Origin of the sequence: Microbacterium fluminis (assembly GCF_051549805.1) — a bacterium.
Taxonomy (GTDB): domain Bacteria; phylum Actinomycetota; class Actinomycetes; order Actinomycetales; family Microbacteriaceae; genus Microbacterium.
Map to the genome: position 1 here is coordinate 1,055,941 of NZ_CP196042.1, position 20,216 is coordinate 1,076,156.

21 protein-coding genes are annotated in these 20,216 nt (G+C 68.7%); 10 read left to right on the forward strand and 11 right to left on the reverse strand.

The features are described 5' to 3' along the window. Positions 1 to 54: 54 nt before the first annotated feature. The 6 genes from ACSJDX_RS05090 to ACSJDX_RS05115 all read right to left on the reverse strand — a co-directional run bounded on the left by ACSJDX_RS05090 (position 55) and on the right by ACSJDX_RS05115 (position 5,702). A complete protein-coding gene (locus tag ACSJDX_RS05090; protein ID WP_438354478.1) occupies positions 55 to 1,176 on the reverse strand; it encodes an AAA family ATPase in 1,122 nt (373 codons plus the stop codon). Positions 1,177 to 1,582: 406 nt separating this feature from the next. Next, complete coding sequence (locus ACSJDX_RS05095; protein WP_438354479.1) at positions 1,583 to 2,524, reverse strand: tyrosine-type recombinase/integrase; 942 nt, start codon at positions 2,522 to 2,524, stop codon at positions 1,583 to 1,585. A 108-nt stretch (positions 2,525 to 2,632) separates the two neighbouring features. Beyond that, positions 2,633 to 3,034 (reverse strand): hypothetical protein, encoded by a 402-nt coding sequence (locus ACSJDX_RS05100; RefSeq protein WP_438354480.1) that lies wholly within the window; start codon positions 3,032 to 3,034, stop codon positions 2,633 to 2,635. A 293-nt stretch (positions 3,035 to 3,327) separates the two neighbouring features. After that, a complete protein-coding gene (locus ACSJDX_RS05105) occupies positions 3,328 to 4,197 on the reverse strand; it encodes a hypothetical protein (RefSeq protein ID WP_438354481.1) in 870 nt (289 codons plus the stop codon). 186 nt (positions 4,198 to 4,383) lie between these two features. Next, a complete protein-coding gene (locus ACSJDX_RS05110; protein ID WP_438354482.1) occupies positions 4,384 to 4,614 on the reverse strand; it encodes a hypothetical protein in 231 nt (76 codons plus the stop codon). A gap of 11 nt (positions 4,615 to 4,625) precedes the next feature. Then, complete coding sequence (locus tag ACSJDX_RS05115) at positions 4,626 to 5,702, reverse strand: replication initiator (RefSeq protein ID WP_438354483.1); 1,077 nt, start codon at positions 5,700 to 5,702, stop codon at positions 4,626 to 4,628. Between the two features lie 209 nt (positions 5,703 to 5,911). Here ACSJDX_RS05115 and ACSJDX_RS05120 point away from each other — a divergent pair, with 209 nt between their 5' ends. Continuing rightward, positions 5,912 to 6,484, forward strand: a complete 573-nt coding sequence (locus tag ACSJDX_RS05120) for a hypothetical protein (protein ID WP_438354484.1) — start codon at positions 5,912 to 5,914, stop codon at positions 6,482 to 6,484. A 34-nt stretch (positions 6,485 to 6,518) separates the two neighbouring features. On the opposite strand, the gene ACSJDX_RS05125 is transcribed toward ACSJDX_RS05120, so the two are convergent. Together ACSJDX_RS05125 and ACSJDX_RS05130 are read right to left on the reverse strand one after the other, a co-directional pair. Next, positions 6,519 to 6,746 carry a hypothetical protein gene (locus ACSJDX_RS05125; protein WP_438354485.1) on the reverse strand — a complete coding sequence of 76 codons (228 nt, stop codon included), beginning with the start codon at positions 6,744 to 6,746 and terminating at the stop codon, positions 6,519 to 6,521. A 71-nt stretch (positions 6,747 to 6,817) separates the two neighbouring features. Next, a complete protein-coding gene (locus tag ACSJDX_RS05130; protein WP_438354486.1) occupies positions 6,818 to 8,308 on the reverse strand; it encodes an MFS transporter in 1,491 nt (496 codons plus the stop codon). Between the two features lie 126 nt (positions 8,309 to 8,434). Between ACSJDX_RS05130 and ACSJDX_RS05135 the strand changes: the two genes are divergently transcribed. Then, positions 8,435 to 9,067 (forward strand): TetR/AcrR family transcriptional regulator, encoded by a 633-nt coding sequence (locus ACSJDX_RS05135; RefSeq protein WP_438354487.1) that lies wholly within the window; start codon positions 8,435 to 8,437, stop codon positions 9,065 to 9,067. Here ACSJDX_RS05135 and ACSJDX_RS05140 read toward each other — a convergent pair. Further along, positions 9,064 to 9,579 carry a glycine cleavage system protein R gene (locus ACSJDX_RS05140; RefSeq protein WP_438354488.1) on the reverse strand — a complete coding sequence of 172 codons (516 nt, stop codon included), beginning with the start codon at positions 9,577 to 9,579 and terminating at the stop codon, positions 9,064 to 9,066. The two genes, ACSJDX_RS05135 and ACSJDX_RS05140, sit on opposite strands and share 4 nt — an antisense overlap. 143 nt (positions 9,580 to 9,722) lie before the next feature. Between ACSJDX_RS05140 and ACSJDX_RS05145 the strand changes: the two genes are divergently transcribed. The 5 genes from ACSJDX_RS05145 (at position 9,723) to ACSJDX_RS05165 (ending at position 15,782) form a co-directional block, all read left to right on the forward strand. Beyond that, on the forward strand, positions 9,723 to 10,877 hold the full coding sequence (locus ACSJDX_RS05145) for a polysaccharide deacetylase family protein (RefSeq protein ID WP_438354489.1): 1,155 nt from the start codon (positions 9,723 to 9,725) through the stop codon (positions 10,875 to 10,877). 236 nt (positions 10,878 to 11,113) lie between these two features. Continuing rightward, positions 11,114 to 12,655: a sugar transferase gene (locus ACSJDX_RS05150; protein WP_438354490.1), complete on the forward strand. Its 1,542-nt coding sequence runs from the start codon at positions 11,114 to 11,116 to the stop codon at positions 12,653 to 12,655. 194 nt (positions 12,656 to 12,849) lie between these two features. Then, positions 12,850 to 14,229 carry a glycosyltransferase family 4 protein gene (locus ACSJDX_RS05155; RefSeq protein ID WP_438354491.1) on the forward strand — a complete coding sequence of 460 codons (1,380 nt, stop codon included), beginning with the start codon at positions 12,850 to 12,852 and terminating at the stop codon, positions 14,227 to 14,229. Positions 14,230 to 14,232: 3 nt separating this feature from the next. Beyond that, positions 14,233 to 15,132: a glycosyltransferase gene (locus ACSJDX_RS05160; protein WP_438354492.1), complete on the forward strand. Its 900-nt coding sequence runs from the start codon at positions 14,233 to 14,235 to the stop codon at positions 15,130 to 15,132. Beyond that, positions 15,129 to 15,782 (forward strand): polysaccharide deacetylase family protein, encoded by a 654-nt coding sequence (locus ACSJDX_RS05165; protein WP_438354493.1) that lies wholly within the window; start codon positions 15,129 to 15,131, stop codon positions 15,780 to 15,782. Before ACSJDX_RS05160 ends, ACSJDX_RS05165 begins: the two co-directional genes overlap by 4 nt. Positions 15,783 to 15,795: 13 nt before the next feature. On the opposite strand, the gene ACSJDX_RS05170 is transcribed toward ACSJDX_RS05165, so the two are convergent. Next, a complete protein-coding gene (locus tag ACSJDX_RS05170; RefSeq protein WP_438354494.1) occupies positions 15,796 to 16,662 on the reverse strand; it encodes a hypothetical protein in 867 nt (288 codons plus the stop codon). 100 nt (positions 16,663 to 16,762) lie between these two features. Between ACSJDX_RS05170 and ACSJDX_RS05175 the strand changes: the two genes are divergently transcribed. Genes ACSJDX_RS05175 through ACSJDX_RS05185 form a run of 3 tightly spaced genes read left to right on the forward strand, consistent with a single transcriptional unit; the run spans position 16,763 to position 19,767 of the window. After that, positions 16,763 to 17,407 (forward strand): hypothetical protein, encoded by a 645-nt coding sequence (locus ACSJDX_RS05175; protein WP_438354495.1) that lies wholly within the window; start codon positions 16,763 to 16,765, stop codon positions 17,405 to 17,407. A gap of 6 nt (positions 17,408 to 17,413) precedes the next feature. Next, positions 17,414 to 18,751 (forward strand): MFS transporter, encoded by a 1,338-nt coding sequence (locus ACSJDX_RS05180; protein ID WP_438354496.1) that lies wholly within the window; start codon positions 17,414 to 17,416, stop codon positions 18,749 to 18,751. Further along, positions 18,748 to 19,767, forward strand: coding sequence for a hypothetical protein (locus ACSJDX_RS05185; RefSeq protein WP_438354497.1), 1,020 nt, complete (start codon positions 18,748 to 18,750; stop codon positions 19,765 to 19,767). Before ACSJDX_RS05180 ends, ACSJDX_RS05185 begins: the two co-directional genes overlap by 4 nt. Positions 19,768 to 19,770: 3 nt before the next feature. Here ACSJDX_RS05185 and ACSJDX_RS05190 read toward each other — a convergent pair whose 3' ends face one another. Then, positions 19,771 to 20,202 (reverse strand): VanZ family protein, encoded by a 432-nt coding sequence (locus tag ACSJDX_RS05190; protein ID WP_438354498.1) that lies wholly within the window; start codon positions 20,200 to 20,202, stop codon positions 19,771 to 19,773. Positions 20,203 to 20,216 lie beyond the last annotated feature (14 nt).

Here is a 20,216-nt window from a genome sequence, read left to right on the forward strand (position 1 = left end):
TCGGCGGCGGAGCGACGGGCTCCGTGAGAAGCCCCTCGTCCGATCAGGTAGTTCTTAGCCATCGGATGTACCCCCCAGGTCTCGTCCGTGCTTACGCAGTGTGTCGCGGCTGACGTTCATAAGCCTTGAAATCTGGTGCTGCGACATCGGCGACGATCGCTGAAGGTCGGTGGCGATCGCAATTCGCTCAGCCCGTGTCAGCGCGTCGCGCGCGCCCTTCACGAGCCCTTCGACGGACGCTGCCGCGTCTCCGCCTCCAAGGACCAGTTGCTTGCGCACTCGGCTCATTGCTCTCTCGATGTCGCTGAACGAGGACGACGCGAGCAGCTTTTCCATAGCGGGGAGGAACGGACGAACCTGCTCGATCTCGTCCCCGAGATATCGCTCGATTGCCGCCGCCACCTCTGCCCCTTCGGGCATCGGAAACTCAATCCGCAAGTCGAACCTGCGCCACAGCGCTGGGTCAATCAGCTCCGCATGATTGGTCGCCGCAATGAGCAAGCTCGTTGACGGCCAATCGTCGAGCTCCTGCAACATGATCGTGACGAGCCGCTTCAGTTCGCCCACGTCAGCATCGTCCGCGCGACGCTTGGCGATTGAATCGACCTCGTCTAGGAACAGTAGGGAAGGGGCGCTACGCGCGTAGTCGAGGACCGATCGAAGGTTAGCGCCCGACTGCCCGAGCCGGCTGCTCATTACAGCCGTCAGATCGAGAGAAAGAAGAGGTAAATCGAGCTGGTTCGACAGCCACTGGGCAGTGAAGGTCTTCCCTACCCCGGGCGGCCCGGTGAAGATCGCGGAGGACACGGGTCGGAGGCCGCGTGCGGCGAGCGCATCTGCCTGCCGCCATTCGCTGACGAGTTGCTCTAATGACGCAAATACCGACGGCGCCAGGACGGGCGAGACTAGGTCCACCCGGCCGCCCACAGGCCGAAGCATCGGCAAGGAATCTTCTACGGGACGAGCACCGAGATCCATCCGGCGGTCCGTGCCACGAGCGGGCTCATGGGTCGCCGTTTCGAGTATCCGGCCGAGTTCCGCGGACAGTTCCGGCATCGGTCGACGGAACCGTCGCGCGAGGCGCGCAAGAAACAAGCGCAAATCCTCGTCTTTGTGCTCCGCGGCCAGACGCGCTACTTGGACTAGTTCTTGTCCGATCTTCGCTACTTCGTCCATGATGCGTCCAATCCCATGTCTTTACTGTACACCGATCTGGACTAGTTCTAACCCTTACGTCCGACACTCGCCCATGCTGTTCGCGAACGGCCGCAAGGCAGCGGTCTTCGACAGCACTTACGCGAGGAGCCTCCGTGACGCCGCAGGCGCGGCAGTTTGGTCACAGAATGGCCACAACCACGCGACCTCAGTACGACGGAAAGTGATCACGGAAGCACGCGATCATCACTCGATCGCAGAGCAGCGCGTCGCGCTCGGACACCGCAATGAGACGGGGGATGACTGAAAATCGTGAGGTCACGGGATCGACGCCCGTCGGAGCCACTGGACCCCCGAGGTGGCTTCTACACCGAGGGGGTTCTTCTTTTTCCGCGTGATTCCGCGGAAGTCGGCCCGTTTCGACGCTCTACGTGTTCAGGTCAGTACCGGTCATAGCGGCGTTCTCACCCCCGCTCTGGTGACCTCTTGCTGGAGAACCGAAGAACGCCGACAGCGGCGCAATGCTCCTCCTCGCAGCGAGCCGACGTGTGTCGGCGTACAACTGAGTGACTTGCAGGGACGAGTGCCCGAGCAGCGCTTGCACGTCGGGCGCTGGCAGCCCGGCATCGAAGAAGAACACGGCTGCGGTGTGGCGCAGGTCGTGCCAGTGCAGAGCAGGCTCTCCCGGCGCGAACTGCTTCACGTGCACTCGGTTCCGGTGCCAGTTGAGAGCGCGGCTCAGGTTCTTCGAACTGAGGAATCCGCCGCGCGGTCCAGTGAAGAGGTAGTCGTGCGCGCCCTTGCCTGCCGCAGCTTCACGGAGAACGGGAAGGAACTGATCGACAATCGGCACCGTGCGGTCTCGGCGACCTTTGGTCGGGCCAACGGCGGTCTCACCACTGAGCCCCGGCGACACCGTTCGGAGCACCCGCACCGTTCGCTCGCTCCAGTCGACATCGGACAACCGGAGACCAGCTACCTCACCGAGACGGCATCCTGTGTACACCATCGCCAGCACGAACCGTCGATAAGGGCCGGTCGGTGGCAGCACGTCGAGCAGGCGAGCAAACTCCTCCCGGGTCAGCGCCCGCCCTGCGACGTCGGCAGACTGCTGGCGGCGACGATCTACTCCGATACATGGATTGGTCGGAATGAAGCCACCCTTGACGGCGACGCGGCACAAGGCCGACAGCGCACCAAGAGCATCCGCCTTAGTCGATTCAGCGCCGGACCAACCTGCGAAGGCTTCCTCGACGTCCAGCGTCGTGATGCTCGCAATCGTCCGATCCGCGAACCAGGGCTCAACCCGGCGCCTCCACGCGTAGGTGTACGCCCTCTGAGTTCCCGGCGCGACCTTCGAGAAGACCACGGGGCGGTAACGCTGCCAAAGGGCGCCCACCGTGGGTGAGTCGTCGCTCTGGTCTAGTCGCATACTGCGAGACTAGACCAGGCGGCAAGATAATCGCAATATATGCGACTATTCGTCGGCGCGCTTCCCGTGCCGAGCCGCGAAGCCCGCCGCGAACTCCGCAGGATTCAGATCGATCCCGTCGAACTTGTACACGTCGGGATGCTCGCCAAAAGCCTCGCGGAACTGTGCGATCCTCCGATACATCTGCGACTTCGAGATGCCGAGCGCGTTCTGCGTGTTCTCGAATCCGCCGCACAGATGCCACATCAGCCAGAATCCGACGAGGTCGAGCATCCGTGCGCCCGCGTAGCCTCGCAGCATGTCCCTCAGTTCGGGGAACGCACCGAAGAGACGCTTATTCGCGGCCTTGTTGACCTTGTAGTACGCCTCGTACGCGGACTCGATCGCAGACTTCGCTCGCCCCTCGCCCTCAGGTGACGGCATACGCTCCGATCGGAAGTCAGCCATCGGGACACCTCCTAGTCGCGAGCTTCGAGACTAACGCTACGGGACGTCCCTGACAGCGCCAACGCTCGACGGATGGCTGGCGAAGATACTCCCGAAATCTCCTACACAAGATCAAGGGCGGCGGTGCGCACCCTTGGATCGCTCTCCCGTGCGCCCGACATCGATCTTCACGCTGCGCGCGGGCTGAGCCGATGCGCTCCGCGCCGTGCTCCCGGAAGTTGCTCGCGAGTTGCCGACGGCCGCGCCGCGTGGACCCGAGGAGTAGTCGCTGGACCCAGACATATTGAAGTTGATCATGACGCTCCGTTCAGTGGGTTGAGTCGCGTCTCGAAGAAGTGCTTACGTCGGACCCACTTGAAGTCCTCGTGCTTACTGATGGTAGCAATCTCAATCGGCCCACCGACCGTCGGGTTCCCAGGTGAGAATCGGACGACCTGGATCGTCGCGTGCACCAGGAACTCCGCTAGATCGATCGCATCTTGGATCGGCATCGCCGCCGTGACCATCTGCGGATTGAGCTCCTCGCGAACCGCGCCATAGATCGCTGCCGCATCGGCGGCAGTTGATACTAGGCCCCTATTCACCAGGGCGTCGGGGAACGCGATGCTCATGCCGTTGAGGATCCGCGCGATGGCATCAGGCTGGCCCCACCAAGCTGCTCCGGCCTCGTCCGGCACGACGGTAGCGATATCGGGCGAACCGTTCTCGCCGAGTTCGATCACATACGCTTCAGGCTGATCGGCACCGCTCGAGTATCCGGCAACCAGGAACCCCAAGTATGGCGCTGGCTGACCCTGCGCAGCGGCCTCCGCCTCCACAACCTCGTAGCGACCATCGTTCAGGAACTCTCGTGCGCGAGCAGCAACGTCTGACACCAAATAGTTCTCAGGATCCAGCTTCCAGTCGGCGAACGAAGGGTCGTTGCCGGTGAACCGGCGCCGAAGATCCTTCGCGAGCGTTGCGATAGACGCCGGTCCGATGCTGCCAAGACCCCAGGTCATCGCCCCGACTGGCAATCCCTTGTAGAGATTGAAGACCTTGTTGGCGTTGTTGTAGATGTTCGCCACGGCGCTTGCGCCACCAAAGCTCATCGTCAGCGTGGTTGCACTGTCGGACGCGAGAACGAGGCCGTCGTGAACCTTGACCACGAGAGCGATCGTCATACCCGAATGATGACAGACACCCGTCATTCGGGGGGTCTACGCCGCGCCATGAACTGCCGCCCTACGCGCTTCGCGCTCCGGTTGCCCTCGTCATCGTGTCCCGGCTCAGGTGCGTCGCGCGTGAGCGGTTCGGCCCGGGCGCGCGCGTGCCGCACGCGGCACCGCTTCGCGCCCGGGCCGTCCCACTCACGCCCCGTCGTACATCGACCACGGTGGCTCGATCTGCGACCGCACCGCGATCAACGGATACTCAGCCAGCTCTGGGCAGAACGACAAGAAGGCCGCGAGCGCGGCCTCAGGAGTGAAGGCCAGCCCCGTGACCCCTCCTACCGGCTCGCCGGGGCGACCGAATACGTCGCGCAAGTGAATCTCCCAGTCGGGGATCGGATCGCTCTCGGAGCGGTTCAGACACATCATGGTTGTTCCTTTCATGGCGCGGACCAGCCCCGCGCGATCAGCTCGCGCCGCGACCGCGCCGCAAGGTCTTCCAGCGGTGCAGCCGAAGGAGCCGGCGCAGCGTCGCCGGCCTCTTCCCGCAACCGCGACTCCCACCACTCGCGCCGTAGCCGGCGCTGCACGGTGCGCGTCAGGTCTGTGAACGACCAGCCCGTTCGGTTCTTCGTGCGACGCGACGCGCTGACAACCTGAGAACGGGAGCCGTACCGCTTGTGCACGAGGCTCACGCAGTCCTGCGGCTGGCAGTCGCGCGAGCATCGCATCCTCCGCGCCGCATCCCCGAGGGCGACCTGATGCCGCCACACATCCACCGGCGCATCTCCGGATGCCGACGCCACGTCCTTGAGCACGTAGTTCAGCGCCTTGGACAGGTACCAGATCGTCTTGGCCCCGTCGCCATCCGCACGGAACGCATCACACCGCGCCTGCACGCCCCATTCCACGAGCACCCCGGCATCCACCCGCGAAACCGCCGTCGCGGTTCGCGCCGCATCCCGCAACACGTCAGGCGACGGAGCCTCGAACCGAGCTATCCGGATGATCGCGTGCACGTGCAGCACACCGCGGTCCTGCCACTCTCGAACGATGAAGTATTCGAAAGAGTCCCATCGGTCCCGCATCCGCCGTCGCGTGCGATCCCACAGCAGCCCGGCATCCCGATTCCAAGCAACCTGTCCCGCGTAGTCGTATGCGCCGCCGTCCAGCGGCACACCTCTCAGCCCGGCATCCCCCGCGGAGTGCTCGACGCCGCAGCCGCAGACCCCGACGCGCTGCCCACCGTCGCGCGGCACCCGGTGCACGCGACCGAATGACGGAGCGGTGAGTGTCAGCAGGTAGAAGCGAAAGTCTGCGACCGCCCCGTCGAAGACACCCGAGCGGGCGATTGCCGCCCAGTCACCGCGGTAGAGCTCAGCGCAGGACTCGCACTTGGACTTGATCCGCGAACCGCAGCGCACCCACACGCCAGTCGCTGTCTTGACGGGCGTCGAGCAGCCGCGCGCGAGAATCGCGGCGCGAGCAGCAGAGTCTTCCGGAGTGCGTTCCGCCATATCGGCGCCGCACCGGCAGTTCGCCTGAAAATCGTGAGGTCACGGGATCGACGCCCGTCGGAGCCACGGAGACCCTCGTGAGGCTTCTACTCACGGGGGTTTCTTCATGTCCCGGACACGTCGGGGACAGCCCATCGATAGGCGCGGCTCACCGGTCACGCAGGATCACCTCATAGCCTCGGTTCCGCGAGCGAACCGCGGAGGAGACCATGCGCAGAATGATCATCGGCGTCATCGTCGCAACCGTGGCAGCGGTCGGCATCGGCGGGGTCGCGGCATCCCTCGCCGTCGGCTCCGCGGTGACGAGCATCGCCAGCGCCTCCCCCACGCCGACCTGTCCGCCGGCCGACCCCGTGACGGTCGGAGGCATCACCGTGCCCGCCGGACCGGTCGCAGGGTACTGCCAGCCCGAGCTCATCAACGCCGCCCACGTGCTCGACGCCGCGCATTCGCTCGGCATCGGCACCCGCACGCAGACCGTCGGGATCATGACCGCGATCGGCGAGTCGGGGCTGCGGAACCTGACCTACGGCGACGCCGTCGGTCCCGACAGCCGCGGACTTTTCCAGCAGCGCGACAACGGAGCGTGGGGCACCCTGACCGACCGGATGGACCCCTACACCGCGGCGTACAACTTCTTCGTCGCCGTGACCCACGTCAACGGGTGGCAGACCATGGAGCCGACGCTCCTCGCGCACGCGGTGCAGGTCAACGCCGACCCGTACCACTACCAGAAGTACTGGGCCGAGGCGCAGGCGATCGTGGCCGCGCTGGGCGGCTGAGCGCGACGGCCCTCCCTGCCCCGAGCGCGTCGGCTCAGACGATGCCGCCGACCATCGCGTCTCGGCGCAGCTGCGCGTGCGTGGCGTGGAACCCGCCGTCTGGCGTCCACCAGGCCTCGTGACCCGCGGCATCCGGGTGATCCTCGATCACGACCGGCCAGTGGTCCTCGATCTTCTTGACGTAGTAGCGCAGCTCGCCGCCGACGGTGCGCTTCTCCAGGTGGGGCGAGTTCTCGAGCTGCTCCTGCGTAGGGTCGTCCATACCGCGAGCGTAGCGGCGCGGAACGGGAACGGGAGGGATGCCTGGGGCCCCGGCATCCCTCCCGTCCGGCGTCAGTGGGCGAGCACCGGCTCCGCATCGCCGGCCGGGGCGTGGGCGAGCGACAGCCCGTGGCCGCGACGGCGGAAGAGGGTCGCCGAGACGACGGCGCCCACGGCGAAGAACGCCGCTCCCCACCAGTAGGCCGTGGCGTAGCTGGCGATCATGGCGTCGCCGATCACCTGCGGCGTGGACGGCGCGTGCGCGGCCAGGTAGTCGGTCATCGCCGTGGCGGCGAGCGTGTTCAGCAGCGCCGTGCCGATCGAGCCGCCGACCTGCTGGCTGGTGTTGACCATCGCCGAGGCGACGCCGGCGAACTGCCGGTCGACGCCGAGGGTGGCGGTCTGCATCGAGGCCGGCATGATCGTGCCCATCGCGAAGCCCATGACCATGAGCGGCGGCAGCACGTTCGCGGCGTAGGTGCTGGATCCGTCGAGCTGCGTCAGCCACACCATCGCGATCGCACCGAGCACCATCCCGGTGGGCACCAGGATCTTCGGGCCGAAGCGCGGCACGAGCAGGTTGGTGCCGAGCTGGGCGGCGAGCACCAGCATCCCGATCATCGGCAGGAACGACAGGCCCGTCTGGATGGGCGAGTAGCCGAGGGTGAGGCGCAGGTAGTAGGTGACGAACAGGAAGATGCCGAACATGCCGGCGCCGGCGATCAGCACCGAGAGGTACGCCGCACCGCGATTGCGGTCGAGCACGATCGACAGGGGCAGCAGCGGGTGCGTCGCGCGTCGCTGCCAGAGCACGAAGGCCACCAGCAGCACGACGGCGCCCGCGAGCATGCCCCACGTGACCGGCGCGTCCCAGCCCTCGGTCTCGGCGTTCGAGAAGCCGTAGACCAGGCCGAACAGCGCCCCCGAGATGAGGACCGTGCCGGGCACGTCGAGCCTCGGACGCGGGCCGCTGCGGGCGATCGACGGCACGTACAGGAAGGCGCCGACCAGGGCGACCGCCGCGATGAAGACGTTGATGTAGAGGTTCCAGCGCCAGTCGAGCGCCTCGGTGAGGAAGCCTCCGAGCAGGAGCCCGACGGCCCCGCCCGCACCGGCGATCGCGCCGAAGACGCCGAACGCGCGGGCGCGCTCCTTCGGGATCGTGAAGGTCGTCGTGAGCACGGCGAGCGCCGTGGGAGCGAGGAGTGCGCCGAACACGCCCTGCAGGGCGCGGGCCGCGACGAGCAGCTCGAAGGTGCTCGCGGCGCCGCCGAGTGCGGATGCCGCGGCGAACCCGATGAGCCCGATGACGAAGGTGCGCTTGCGACCGATGAGGTCGGAGAGGCGCCCGCCGAGCAGCAGCAGGCTGGCGAACGCGAGGGAGTAGGCGGTGATGATCCACTGCCGTTGCCCGTCGCTGAAGCCGAGATCGGCCTGCGCGGACGGGAGGGCGATGTTCACCACGGTGGCGTCGAGAACCACCATGAGCTGGGCGAGACCGACCACGACGAGCGTGATCCAATGCCGGCGGTCGGTGACCGTCGGGGCGAGTTCAGAAGACATGCGGATCACTATACGGTAATGTGGAGTTCCGGATCTACTAAGTTCTAGAACTGTTCATTTCAGGATCTCTCCAGTTCCGGAACATATCCTTGATAGCGTCGGAACAAGATGAGAGGAGGCGCTGCGATGACGCAGACAGGCCTCGCAGACACCGAGAGCAAGCCGAAGCTCGGCCGCAGGCGCGATCACTCGCGCGACCCCGAGATCCTCGAGGCCGCGCTCGACGTGCTCGCCGAGACCGGCTACGAGGGGATGACGATCGACATGGTCGCCACCCGCGCGAAGGCCGGCAAGGCCACGCTCTACCGGCGATGGGCGTCGAAGTCCGAGCTGGTGCTCGACGCGGTCGTGTGCATGAAGACGCAGGGCCTCGACCTCACGTCGCCGCCCGATACGGGCACCCTGCGCGGAGACCTCGTCGCGATGGTGAAGTCGCCGACGCTGCAGGAGAGCCAGCGCAAGATCAAGGTCATGGCCGGCATCGTCTCGATGATCGCGCGCGATCCGGAGCTCGCCGCCGCGGCGCACGCCGCGCTCATCGAGCCGCGCGTCAACGCCAACCGCATCATCTTCCGCCGGGCCATCGAGCGCGGCGAGATCCCCGCCCACTCCGACATCGAGATGCTGTGCACGATCGGGCAGGCGATGGTGAACTTCCGCGTGCTCATGCTCCAGCAGCCGGTCGACCGCGCATTCCTCCTGCGCACGATCGACGAGGTCGTCCTCCCCGCCGCGCACGCCGGCGGCACCCGCTCCTAGGCCGCGTCGAGCGTGACGTCGACCTGCAGGTCGGCGGCGAGCGCCTCGATCGACGCCCGCACGGCATCGACGTCGACGGATGCCGGGACCGCCGCGGCGATCGTCGCCTCGAAGAGGCGTCCCCCGGCCATCGCCGCGTCGCGCGTCTCGGTGGTCATCCGCTCGATGCTCAGCGCGTGTCCCGCGACGGTGGACGACACCTCGCGCACGATACCGGCGCGGTCGTTGCCGAGCACGCGGATCGTGAGACGACGACCGGCGGATGCCTCGGGCCCCCGCGCGCCGGTGTGCACCGTGACCGACAGCATCCCCTCCAGGCTCGTCAGCGCCGCGCGCAGCTCGGCCTCGCGGGCCTCGGGGACCGAGACCTCGACGATGCCCGCGAAGGCGCCGGCGAGCTCGGCCAGCTCGCTGTTCTCCCAGTTGCCGCCGTGCGCGTCGACGACGTCCGCGACGGCGGACACCAGCCCGGAGCGATCGTCTCCGACCACGGTCAGCACGAGGGTTGTCATGCGCCTCAGCGTAGCGACGAGACCCGGGCGCGGCGAGGCTCCGAACGGCGTCCGAGCGGGGATGGGGTGCCTGAGCGAAGAGTTAGCCTCGAGCGCGTATCATCTCCCCGGGTTCGCGGGGGCGACCCGGAGAGCTGCAGGGGATGAACCACTCGTCACGGGCGAATCGCGCCACCGCCCACTCGACGCGCCGGCACACGATCGCTATCGTCGGCGCGGCCGCGGGCGTCGCCGCGATCGTCGCCGCGATCCTCATCGTTCCGCGGCTGATCGACGACGGGTCGCCCGTCGCCGCGCCGGCTCCGACGCCGAGTGCGACCGTCGAGACGCCCACTCCGACGCCCACGCCGCGCACGCCCGCGCAGCGACTCCTCGACCAGACGACCGATCCCGCGGCGTGCGCGGTGAGCTTCGCCGGCGACGGCATCGCCACCGCGCCGGTGCTCGAGACGCAGGGCACCCTCTACGCCCACCTGCCGATCCCCGACCGTGCCGGGCTGGTGTTCGCGGGCTGGTACGCGACGGCGGCGGATGCCTCGGCCTACACCGTCGCGCAGCGCGTCAACGGTGCGCGACCGGTCGCGTGCGTCGCGCACGAGATCACCCTCCACGCCGCGTGGAAAACGCCCGAGCAGAACGTCGCCGAGAAGGCGCGCATCCCCATCCTGATGTACCACCAATTCACCGCCAATCCGCAGGGCGAGAAGGGGTGGCTGCGCGGGAACTACGCCTACGTCGGCGACTTCGAGGCGCACATGAACCACATCGCCACGGGCGGCTTCTACCTGCCCACGTGGCAGGAGCTGAGCGCGTTCATCGACGGGAGGCTCTTCCTGCCGAACCACTCGGTGATCGTGACCGACGACGACGCCGACCAGAGCTGGTTCGACCTCGCCGCGCCGATCGTCGCCAAGTACCGCGTGCTGTCGACGTCGTTCATGATCACCGCATACCGGCAGGATCCGCCGCCGAACGTGTACGTGCTGCGACGGTCGCACACGCACGACCTGCACAAGGCCGGCGCCAACGGCAAGGGGCTGATGGTGAACCTGCCCGCCGACCAGATCGCGGCCGATTTGGCGACGTCCGCGTCGGTGCTGGGCGTCAAGGAGGTCGTCGCGTATCCGTTCGGGCACTACAACGACACCACCAAGCAGGGCGTGCGTCAGGCCGGGTTCGAGATGGGCCGCTCGATCGAGCCCGGATACGTCTCGATCGGCACCGACAAACTCGCTCTGCCCGTGCAGCGCGTCAACTACGGCATGGGCGTGGACGCGCTGATCTCGATGATCGGCTGAGCCCCGGACGTCGCCGTATGACGCGCCGGAGAAACTTTCTGCTTCCGGTTTGCGCGTTCCGGGGTTAGAGTGATCGCGGCGAGGACGAGGGGTCGTCCTCATACCGGTTGTGGGAATCGGTAGAAGCCGACTGGGGAAGACAAGCGAGTTACGGCTCGTCTGTCGTGTGCATTTCTGGGGAATGTCATGACGTTTGGGGACGCGTCTGTGCGCGTGCGGGCAACCGCGTGCGCTCGATGACGGCGATCGATACGCCGATCACGGTTCGAGGGTTCGACACCCTCTCGCCGTTCCGACCGGTGTCCGCGCCACGTGCGGTGCACGAGCACCTCACCACCTCCGTCGCGCCGGCTGCTCAGCCGGCCGTGGAGCTCCGTCGCCAGTGGGAGCGCCGATACGCGCGCCGCCTGCTGGCCACGGATGTCCTGATCGTGGTCGCCGCGACGACGGTTGCGCAGGCCGTCGAGCTCGGTCTGCACCCGACGGCGCTGCTCGGCGCCGCCTGGGTGCCGCTGCTCGCGGCGACCACATGGCTTGCGCTGCTGGCCGCGTTCCGTACGCGCTCGGCGGCGATCGTGGGTGCCGGCGCGGGCGAGTACCGCCGCGTCGCGCACGCCACGGGACTCGCGTTCGGCCTGATGTCGATGATCGTCGTGCTCACGGCTGCACCGGACGCCCGCCTCCAGCTGATGGTCGCGCTGCCGACGGGACTCGGGGCCCTGCTGGTCGGCCGCTGGTCATGGCGCCGCTGGCTCACCGCCCGTCGTCGCTCCGGCGAGTACGCCGCGCGCACGATCGTGACCGGCACCCGCGAAGACGTCGAGTACGTCATCCGCAGCCTCCAGGGCAGCGCGACGGGCGGCTACTTCGTGCTCGGGGCGGCGACCACCGACGACAACCCGACCGACATCGTCGTGGACGGCCGGTCGTACCCCGTCGTGGGCAGCACGCACACGGTCGCCTCGCTCGCGCGTCAGCTCGGCGCCGACTCGATCGTGGTCGCCAGCCGCCCGCTCGACGATCCCGACTACATCAAGCAGCTCAGCTGGCAGCTCGAGGGCACCGCCGCCGAGCTCATCCTGTCCAGCCGGCTGACGGATGTCGCCGGCCCCCGCATCTCGCTGCGCCCGGTCGACGGTCTTCCGCTCATCCACGTGCGCATCCCCGAGTTCGAGGGCGGCAAGCACGTGCTCAAGCGCGCGACCGACATCGCGTTCTCGGCGCTCGTCCTCATCCCGATCTCGATCGTGTCGCTGTTCATCGCCGCGCTGATCAAGCTCGACGACGGCGGGCCGGTCTTCTTCCGCCAGACCCGCATCGGTCGCAACGGAGAAGAGTTCCAGATCCTGAAGTTCCGCACGATGCGCGTCGACGCGGAAGCCCAGCTGGCGGCGCTGCAGTCGCAGAACGAGGGCTCCGGTCCCCTGTTCAAGCTCAAGAACGACCCGCGCATCACGCGAATCGGCGGCATCCTCCGCAAGCTCTCGCTCGACGAGCTGCCGCAGTTCTGGAACGTGCTGACCGGCGACATGAGCGTGGTGGGCCCGCGGCCGCCGCTGCCGCGCGAGGTCAACGAGTACAACGGCACGGTCTACCGCCGCCTGTACATCAAGCCCGGCATCACCGGCCTGTGGCAGGTGAGCGGTCGCAGCGACCTGTCGTGGGATGAGAGCGTCCGCCTCGACCTGCGCTACGTCGAGAACTGGTCGATCATGTCCGACCTGATGATCATGTGGCGCACCGCGCAGGTCATGGTCCGCCCGAGCGGCGCCTACTGAGAAACCTCGGAGCCTGAAGCTCCGACCCCGAGACCGGATCCGCGGCCGTGTTCCCCCGCATCCCCGTCGGCGACGTCCATGCGACGCATCCCGCGCCGACACCCGCGGCCGCGGATCCCTCGAGACCACCTTCCGTGCGGCATCCGTCCGCGGAAATCCGCACATCGGACATGCCCGCAGGGGAGGATGAGCACATGTCGAACACTCGCACGTCGTCGGGCGCCCGCGCGCCGCACGTCCTGATCATCGTGCAGAACCTGCCCGTGCCCCTCGACCGTCGCGTGTGGCTGGAGTGCCAGGCGCTCGTGACCCGCGGCTACCAGGTGAGCGTCATCTGCCCGAAGGGCCCTGGCGACCCGGCCTTCGAGCGGCTCGACGGTGTCGACATCTACAAGTACAAGCCGGCACCGGAGGCCAAGGGCCTCGCGGGCTTCGCGTGGGAGTTCGCCTACAGCTGGGTGCGCACGGCGTGGCTGAGCCTGAAGGTGCGCCGGCGCAGCGGACGCTTCGACGTGCTGCAGGCCTGCAACCCGCCCGACACCTACTGGGCTCTGGCGCTGCTGTGGCGCCTCGGCGGCGTGAAGTTCGTCTTCGATCACCACGACCTCAACCCGGAGCTGTTCCGCTCGAGGTTCGGCGAGCCCGTGGGCCTGGCCAAGAAGCTGCAGTACCGCATGCTGGTGTGGCTCGAGCGGCGCACCTTCCGCGGCGCCGATCAGATCATCTCCACGAACGAGTCGTACAAGGCGATCGCGGTGCATCGCGGCGACCGCGATCCCGCCGACGTGACCGTGGTGCGCAGCGGACCCGACACCCGCCAGATGCGCCCGATCGTGCCCGAGCAGCCCCGCGCCGCCGACGCCGTGAACCTCGTCTACGTCGGGATCATGGGCCCGCAGGACGGCGTCGACACGGTGCTGCACGTCGTCGACGAGCTGGTGCACCGCCGTGGCCGCACCCACGTGACCGCGACGATGCTCGGATTCGGCGACTGCCTCGAAGACCTCAAAGCCGAATCGACCGCGCTGGGCCTCGACGGACACGTCACCTTCACCGGTCGCGTGGACCGCGTGCAGATGGCGGAGTACCTCAGCCGCGGCGACATCGGCGTGTGCCCCGACCCGCGCACCCCGCTCAACGACGTCTCCACCATGAACAAGACGATGGAGTACATGGCCTACGCGTTGCCGTCGGTCGCGTTCGACCTGCGCGAGACCCTCGTCTCCGGCGGCGACACCGTGCTCTACGCCCCCGACGGCGACCTGGGCGCGTTCGTCGATCAGGTCGAGCGCCTTCTCGACGATCCCGCGCTGCGTGCCGAGATCGGCCGCAGCGCCCGCGCGCGCGCCGCCGAGATCATGGACTGGCGACCGCAGGCCGAGGCGTATGTAGGAGTGTTCGATCGGCTCACCGGCCACCACCTCGACGTGCCGGCCGTGCCGACTCCTGTCGAGCTCCCGGCCCTCGACGCGCAGGGGCGCACCTACGTCGACCTCGACGACGCCGACGGCTTCGCCGACTACATCGTGCACCGCGGCTCCGCCGCCGTCCGTGAGACGCCGAGCGGAGGCTGACGGATGCCGCACGACCGGCCCGCCGTGACACCCCTCCCCTCCTTCGTCATCGCCGCGCACGACGAGGAGAAGGTGATCGGCGCGTGCCTCACGGCGCTGATCGCGCAGGGGGTGCCGCCCACGCGGATCGTGGTCGTGCCGAACGGATGCTCCGACCGCACCGCCGACGTCGCCTCCGGGTACGGCGTGGTGGTCGTCGACCGGCCCGAGCCGGGCAAGGCGGGTGCACTCAATGCCGGCGACGCCGTCGCGCCCGCGGGTCCCCGGGTGTACCTCGACGCCGACATCGTCGCGCCTCCCGGCGCCGTGGCGGCGCTGACCGCACGCTTGGGCGCCGCTCCCGCGGTGCACGCGGTCGTGCCGGGGCGACGCCTGGAGACCGCGGGCCGTCCGCTCGCCGTGCGGGCGTACTCCGCGATCAGCGAGCGGCTGCCGGCATTCCGCACCGGACTGTTCGGGCGGGGCATGATCATGCTCTCCGAGGAGGGACGCGCCCGATTCGGCACCTTCCCCGCGATGGTCGCGGATGACCTCTTCCTCGACTCGCAGTTCGCTCCGGCCGAGAAGGCGGCGGTCGAGGCGGTCGCGGTGAGCGTCGAGGCGCCGTTCACGACCCGAGAGCTGCTGAACCGCCTGGTGCGGGTGCGTCGCGGCAACGCGCAGATGCGCGCGGCGGTCGCGGCGGGCGAGATCGACCTCGACGTGCGCCCGGCCGATCGGTGGGCGTGGCTGAAGGTCGCCCTGCGCCGCCCCTGGCTGCTGCCGGCGGCGGCGGTCTATCTCGTCATCACGGTGACGGCGGCACGGCGGGCGCGTCGATCGGCGGGGACCGCCATCGGCTGGGGACAGGATTCCGGATCGCGTGAGCGCGCGGGCGGGCGAACGGGCGGGGCCGCGGCGTGACCATCAACATCTGCTTCCACGGGGTCGGCGTGTGCGCACGCGAGCGCGAGGAGGGCGAGGCGCACTACTGGGTGCGCGAACCGCACTTCTTCCGCATCCTCGACGAGATCGCGGAGCACGACGACGTCCGGCTGAGCTTCGACGACGGCAATGTTTCGGATGCCGCGATCGCTCTGCCCGCGATGCAGGACCGTGGGCTCACCGGCACGTTCTTCGCGCTCGCGGGGCGCCTGGACGACCCGGCCAGCCTCACCCCCGCCGACCTGCAGATGCTGCGCGGTGCCGGGATGGGGATCGGCACTCACGGGTGGTCGCACATCCCGTGGCGCGGAATGGACGAGGAGACCGCTCACCGCGAGCTCGTCGAGGCCCGCGCCGTGCTCGCCGAGGCGAGCGGCGGGGCGATCGACGCGGCAGCACTCCCCCTCGGCCGCTACGACCGTGAGTTGGTGCAGCGACTCAAGCGCGCCGGCTACGCCCGGGTCTACTCCAGCGACCGGTTCCCGGCGCGCTCGGGATCGTGGTTCCAGGCGCGCTACAGCGTCACGGAGACCGACACGCGCGAGTCCATCCGCGACATCATCACGCACCGCCCGCTGCTGCAGGACTCCCGCAACGCCGTCAAGAGCGCGATCAAGCGGGTGCGGTGAGCCGATGCATCCGTCACCACTCCAGCAGCGCGAGCTCGCTGTAGAGGTAGTCGATCTGCGGCGCGGTGAGCACCTTGCTGCGGAACATCTTGGCGCGCGGTGCGGCGAGCGGGCGGCCCGGCGCGGGGGCGAACCCCAGGACGCGCGGCTCGGCGAGCGTCGCCGCCAGCCTGTGACGTACCAGCAGGTGCGCAGCGACGGCGCGCCAGGCACGACGCAGCAGGGCGCGGTCCCCCCCGACGTACAGCGGCGTGGCGAAGACCGGGATGCCTTTGCGGCGGTCCTTGCGGAAGACCAGGTAGGCGTACTCGTCGCCGGAGGCCACCACGACGTGTCGCGCGGCCGCGGCACGACGATGATCGCGGTAGACCGCGGCATCCGCCCCTCGGAGGACATGCTCGATCACCGCGGGATCGCCGGAGACGCGCACACCGCGCGGACGCGGACCCGGGACGTTCAGGGCGAGCACCGTCGCGGTGTCGAGGCGCTCGAAGCCGAGGCGTTCGTTGAGGGCGACCACGTTGCCGCTGGGCGAGAGGTCGGTGAACTCGAAGCCCTTCTGACCGAGCACGGCGCGCATCACGCGGAAGCTGTGCCCTCGGTGCTCGTCGAGCACGCAGAAGGCCGCGAGGTTGCAGAAGCGGCGTGTCTCGCCGTCGATCTCGCGCTCGGAGTAGACGGCCGCGTAGACGCCGACGATCCGGTCGCCGAGGCGCAGCTGGAAGCCACGGTTCGGGGCGTCGACGCTCCATGGCTGCGTCAGCAGAGCGCGCCAGGCGGCGACCGTGACCCGGGGGTTGAGCTCGGTGTGCAGGAAGGCGGCCGCGTCGTCGAGATCGGCCGGCAGGAGCGGTCTCAGTTCGACCTGTGCGCTGTCCATCACGCCGTATCGTACGGTACGGCTGGAGGGGCTCGACGGGTATCGTGGAGGGCTAGGGGATCGCGCGTCGGGGGACCGCGATGAACGGGGTGCATCGGTCATGACCGAAGAGAAGAAGACTGCGGGTCTGTCGCCTGCGATGCGATGGACGCTGATCGGCGTGGGCGCGGTCGTGGTGATCGGCGTGATCGTCGCCGTATGGCTGCTGACGACGGGCGGGCGCAGTGGAACGGGGTCCGGCGCCGACGGAGGACCGTCGACGAACGTGACGCAGGGACCACTCCCGGATGCGACACCCACCTCGGGCAGCGAGGTGCTGCCGCCGACAGGCTCGGTCGACAACACACTGCCGCCCGTTGCACCGCCGGTGCCGATCGAACCGGTGGCCCCGGCCGAGGCCCTCGTCCCGCCGCCGTACCCGGCCTCGGCGACGGCCGAGGGCGACCTCGCCGCGGGCTTTCCGGTCGACGTGCTCGGGCCGATGCCCGCCTCCGACGTGATCTCGAGCTCGATCGCGACCGAGGGCTCGACGATGCAGGTCACGCTCGAAGGCCGCACCGACACCGCCGTGGCAGACGTGCGCGCGTACTACGCGCAGAAATGGGCGGCGCTCGGTCTCCAGGAGCAGAGCACCAGCGACGGATCCCTCACCTACACCGGGCGGGGAGCGGCACTGTCGCTGTCGGCCAACGAGGGCGGCACCGGCATCCGCTACACGCTCTTCGGCGTCTTCCGGGCGAGCTGAGCGCGCGTGTACATCTCGTTCTCGAACAAGCCCGATCCCGACGAGGAGGCTGCGGCGGCCGAGACGACGACCGACGGGAAGAAGCCGCGTCGCGGCATCCGCACGGTCTCGTCGACCGTCATCAGCCTGGGCATCGTCTCGATGCTCACCGACATCTCGTCGGAGTCGGTCTCGGCGATCCTGCCGCTGTACATCACCAGCGTGCTGGGGCTGTCGGCGGTCGCGTTCGGCTTCATCGACGGGCTCTACCAGGGCGTGAGCGCGCTGGTGCGCATCGCCGGCGGCTACGCGTCCGACCGCGTGCATCAGCCGAAGTGGATCGCGTTCATCGGCTACGGGCTCGCCGCGGTCGCCCGGATCGGGCTCCTGGTCGGCACCGGCTTCGCGATGATCACCGCCGTGGTCACCGCCGACCGCATCGGCAAGGGGCTGCGCACGGCCCCGCGCGACGCGCTCATCACCGCCACGTCGCGGCCCGACAACCTCGGCACGTCGTTCGGCGTGCACCGCACGCTCGACAACATCGGCGCCGCGATCGGCCCGCTGCTGGCGTTCTTCATCCTGCTGCTGATCCCCGACGGCTACCACGTCATCTTCGTCGCGTCGCTCGCCTCGGCGATGATCGGGCTCGCGATCCTCGGCATCGTCGTGCCGAATGTGCGCACCGACAAGCCGGCCGCCCCCGTCGGCCCCGATCCGGCTCCCGCAGAAGCGGAGACGGATGCCGCCCTTCCCGCTCCGCGCAAGAAGTTCGACTGGGCGGTGGTGACCACCGGTCCGATGCGTCGCGTGCTCGCGGCCGCCGGCATCCTGGGTCTCCTCACCATCGGCGACGGTTTCGTCTACCTGTTCCTGCAGGCACGCAGCGACTTCGCGGCGCAGTGGTTCCCGCTGATGTACGTGGGCACGAACGTGGCGTTCCTCGCCTTCGCGATCCCCCTCGGCCGCCTCGCCGACCGAGTGGGCCGCGCACGCGTGTTCGTCGTCGGCCACGTCGGCCTCCTCGCCGCCTACGTCGTGGCGACGCTGGCGATCGACAACTTCGTCGCCACCGTGCTGTGCCTGGTGTTCCTCGGGGCGTTCTACGCCTCGACCGACGGGGTGCTGGCGGCCCTGGCCGCCCAGCTCACCACGCCCGAGACGCACGGCACCGGCATCGCCGCCGCCCAGACCGTGGTGGCGCTCACCCGGTTCCTGTCGGCCACCGGATTCGGGTTCCTCTGGAACGGCTTCGGGCCGCAGACGGCGATGATCATCGTCGCCGTGCTGCTGGTCGTCGCGATCCCGCTCGTCGCGGTGCTGCTCAAACCGTTCCTCGTACGGCGCGCGGGAGCGACGACGTGACCGCCCGCACGAAATGGCTGCTCATCGTCGCGCTGGCCGTCGTCGCGGTCGGAGCGACCGTCGCGGTCGGCGTGTTCGCGTGGCTGCAGTACCAAGGCCGCGCGGGCGCCCCGAGCGCCGTCGAGACCGGCGCGCCCGGTGACTGGGCGAGCGGCGACCGCATCGTCTTCCGCAACACCGCGATCGGACAGGGCTACGGACTCGTGGGCAGCGTCCCGCTCGGCGATCCGTCCGGCGCACGCTCCCTGACGGGTGTCGCGTGCGACCGCGTCGACGCCACGGCCACCGAGTTCGACTGCCTGCGCAGCGAGCGCGGCATCGTGCCCACCTACACCGGTACCGTGTATGCGAACGACGGCACACAGCTCGCGCAGTGGCCGATCCCCGGCATCCCGAGTCGCACCCGCTTCTCGCCCGACGGATCGCTCCTGGCGACCACCGCCTTCGTGACCGGCCACTCCTACGCCTCGGTGGGCTTCTCGACCGAGACCGTGATCCGCCGTGCGGACGGCACGAGCCTCGGCAACCTCGAGGACTTCGCGCTCATCATCGACGGGGCGCCGGTCGCCCCCGTCGACCGCAATCTGTGGGGCGTCACGTTCATCGACGACAACCGCTTCTACGCCACCGCCGGCACCGGCGGGAAGACCTACCTCGTGCAGGGCGACATCGCCGCGCGCACCCTGACATCGGTCGTCGAAGGCGTCGAGTGCCCGTCGCTCTCGCCCGACGGCACCCGCATCGCCTTCAAGCGCGTGACCGCCGGCACCGGCGTGACCACCCACTGGACCCCGGCGATCCTCGATCTCGCCTCCGGCGCGATCTCGCTCCTGCCCGAGACCCGCAGCATCGACGACCAGATCGCCTGGCTCGATGAGAAGACCGTCATGTACGGGATGCCGCGCGACGGCGCTCCGGGAGACACGGATGTGTGGTCCGTGGCCGCCGACGGGTCAGCCCAGCCCGCGGTGCTCATCGAACACGCGTGGTCCCCGAGCGTGGTGCGCGGCAAGTAGGTCTCAGCCGCGGGACACTGCGGCATGACGCCTGCGCGAGGCGAGGACCACCACCCACGCGATCAGGGCGCCGATCGCGGCGCCGAGACTGTTGGCGAGCACATCGCGCAGCGTCGCCTGGCGAGCCGGGATGACGATCTGGGCGATCTCGGCGCCCGCCGAGAGCGCGACGGCGAGGAGCGTTCCATACCAGGGATGCCGGAACAGCAGGGTGAGCAGAAAGCCCAGGGGAACGAACATCAGGACGTTGGCGGAGAACTCGATCCACCCCGACCCGAAGGTGGTCACCCCGGTCGCGCCCTGCACCCAATCGGTGAGCCGATTCACGATGGCGGAATACCCGACCGGGAGCAGCAGGACGACGACCACCACTGCCGCGTAGACCCCCAGGGCCCACACGACCCAACGCCGGCGCGGCACCGCATCCTCACCCATCGTCTCCCCTTCAG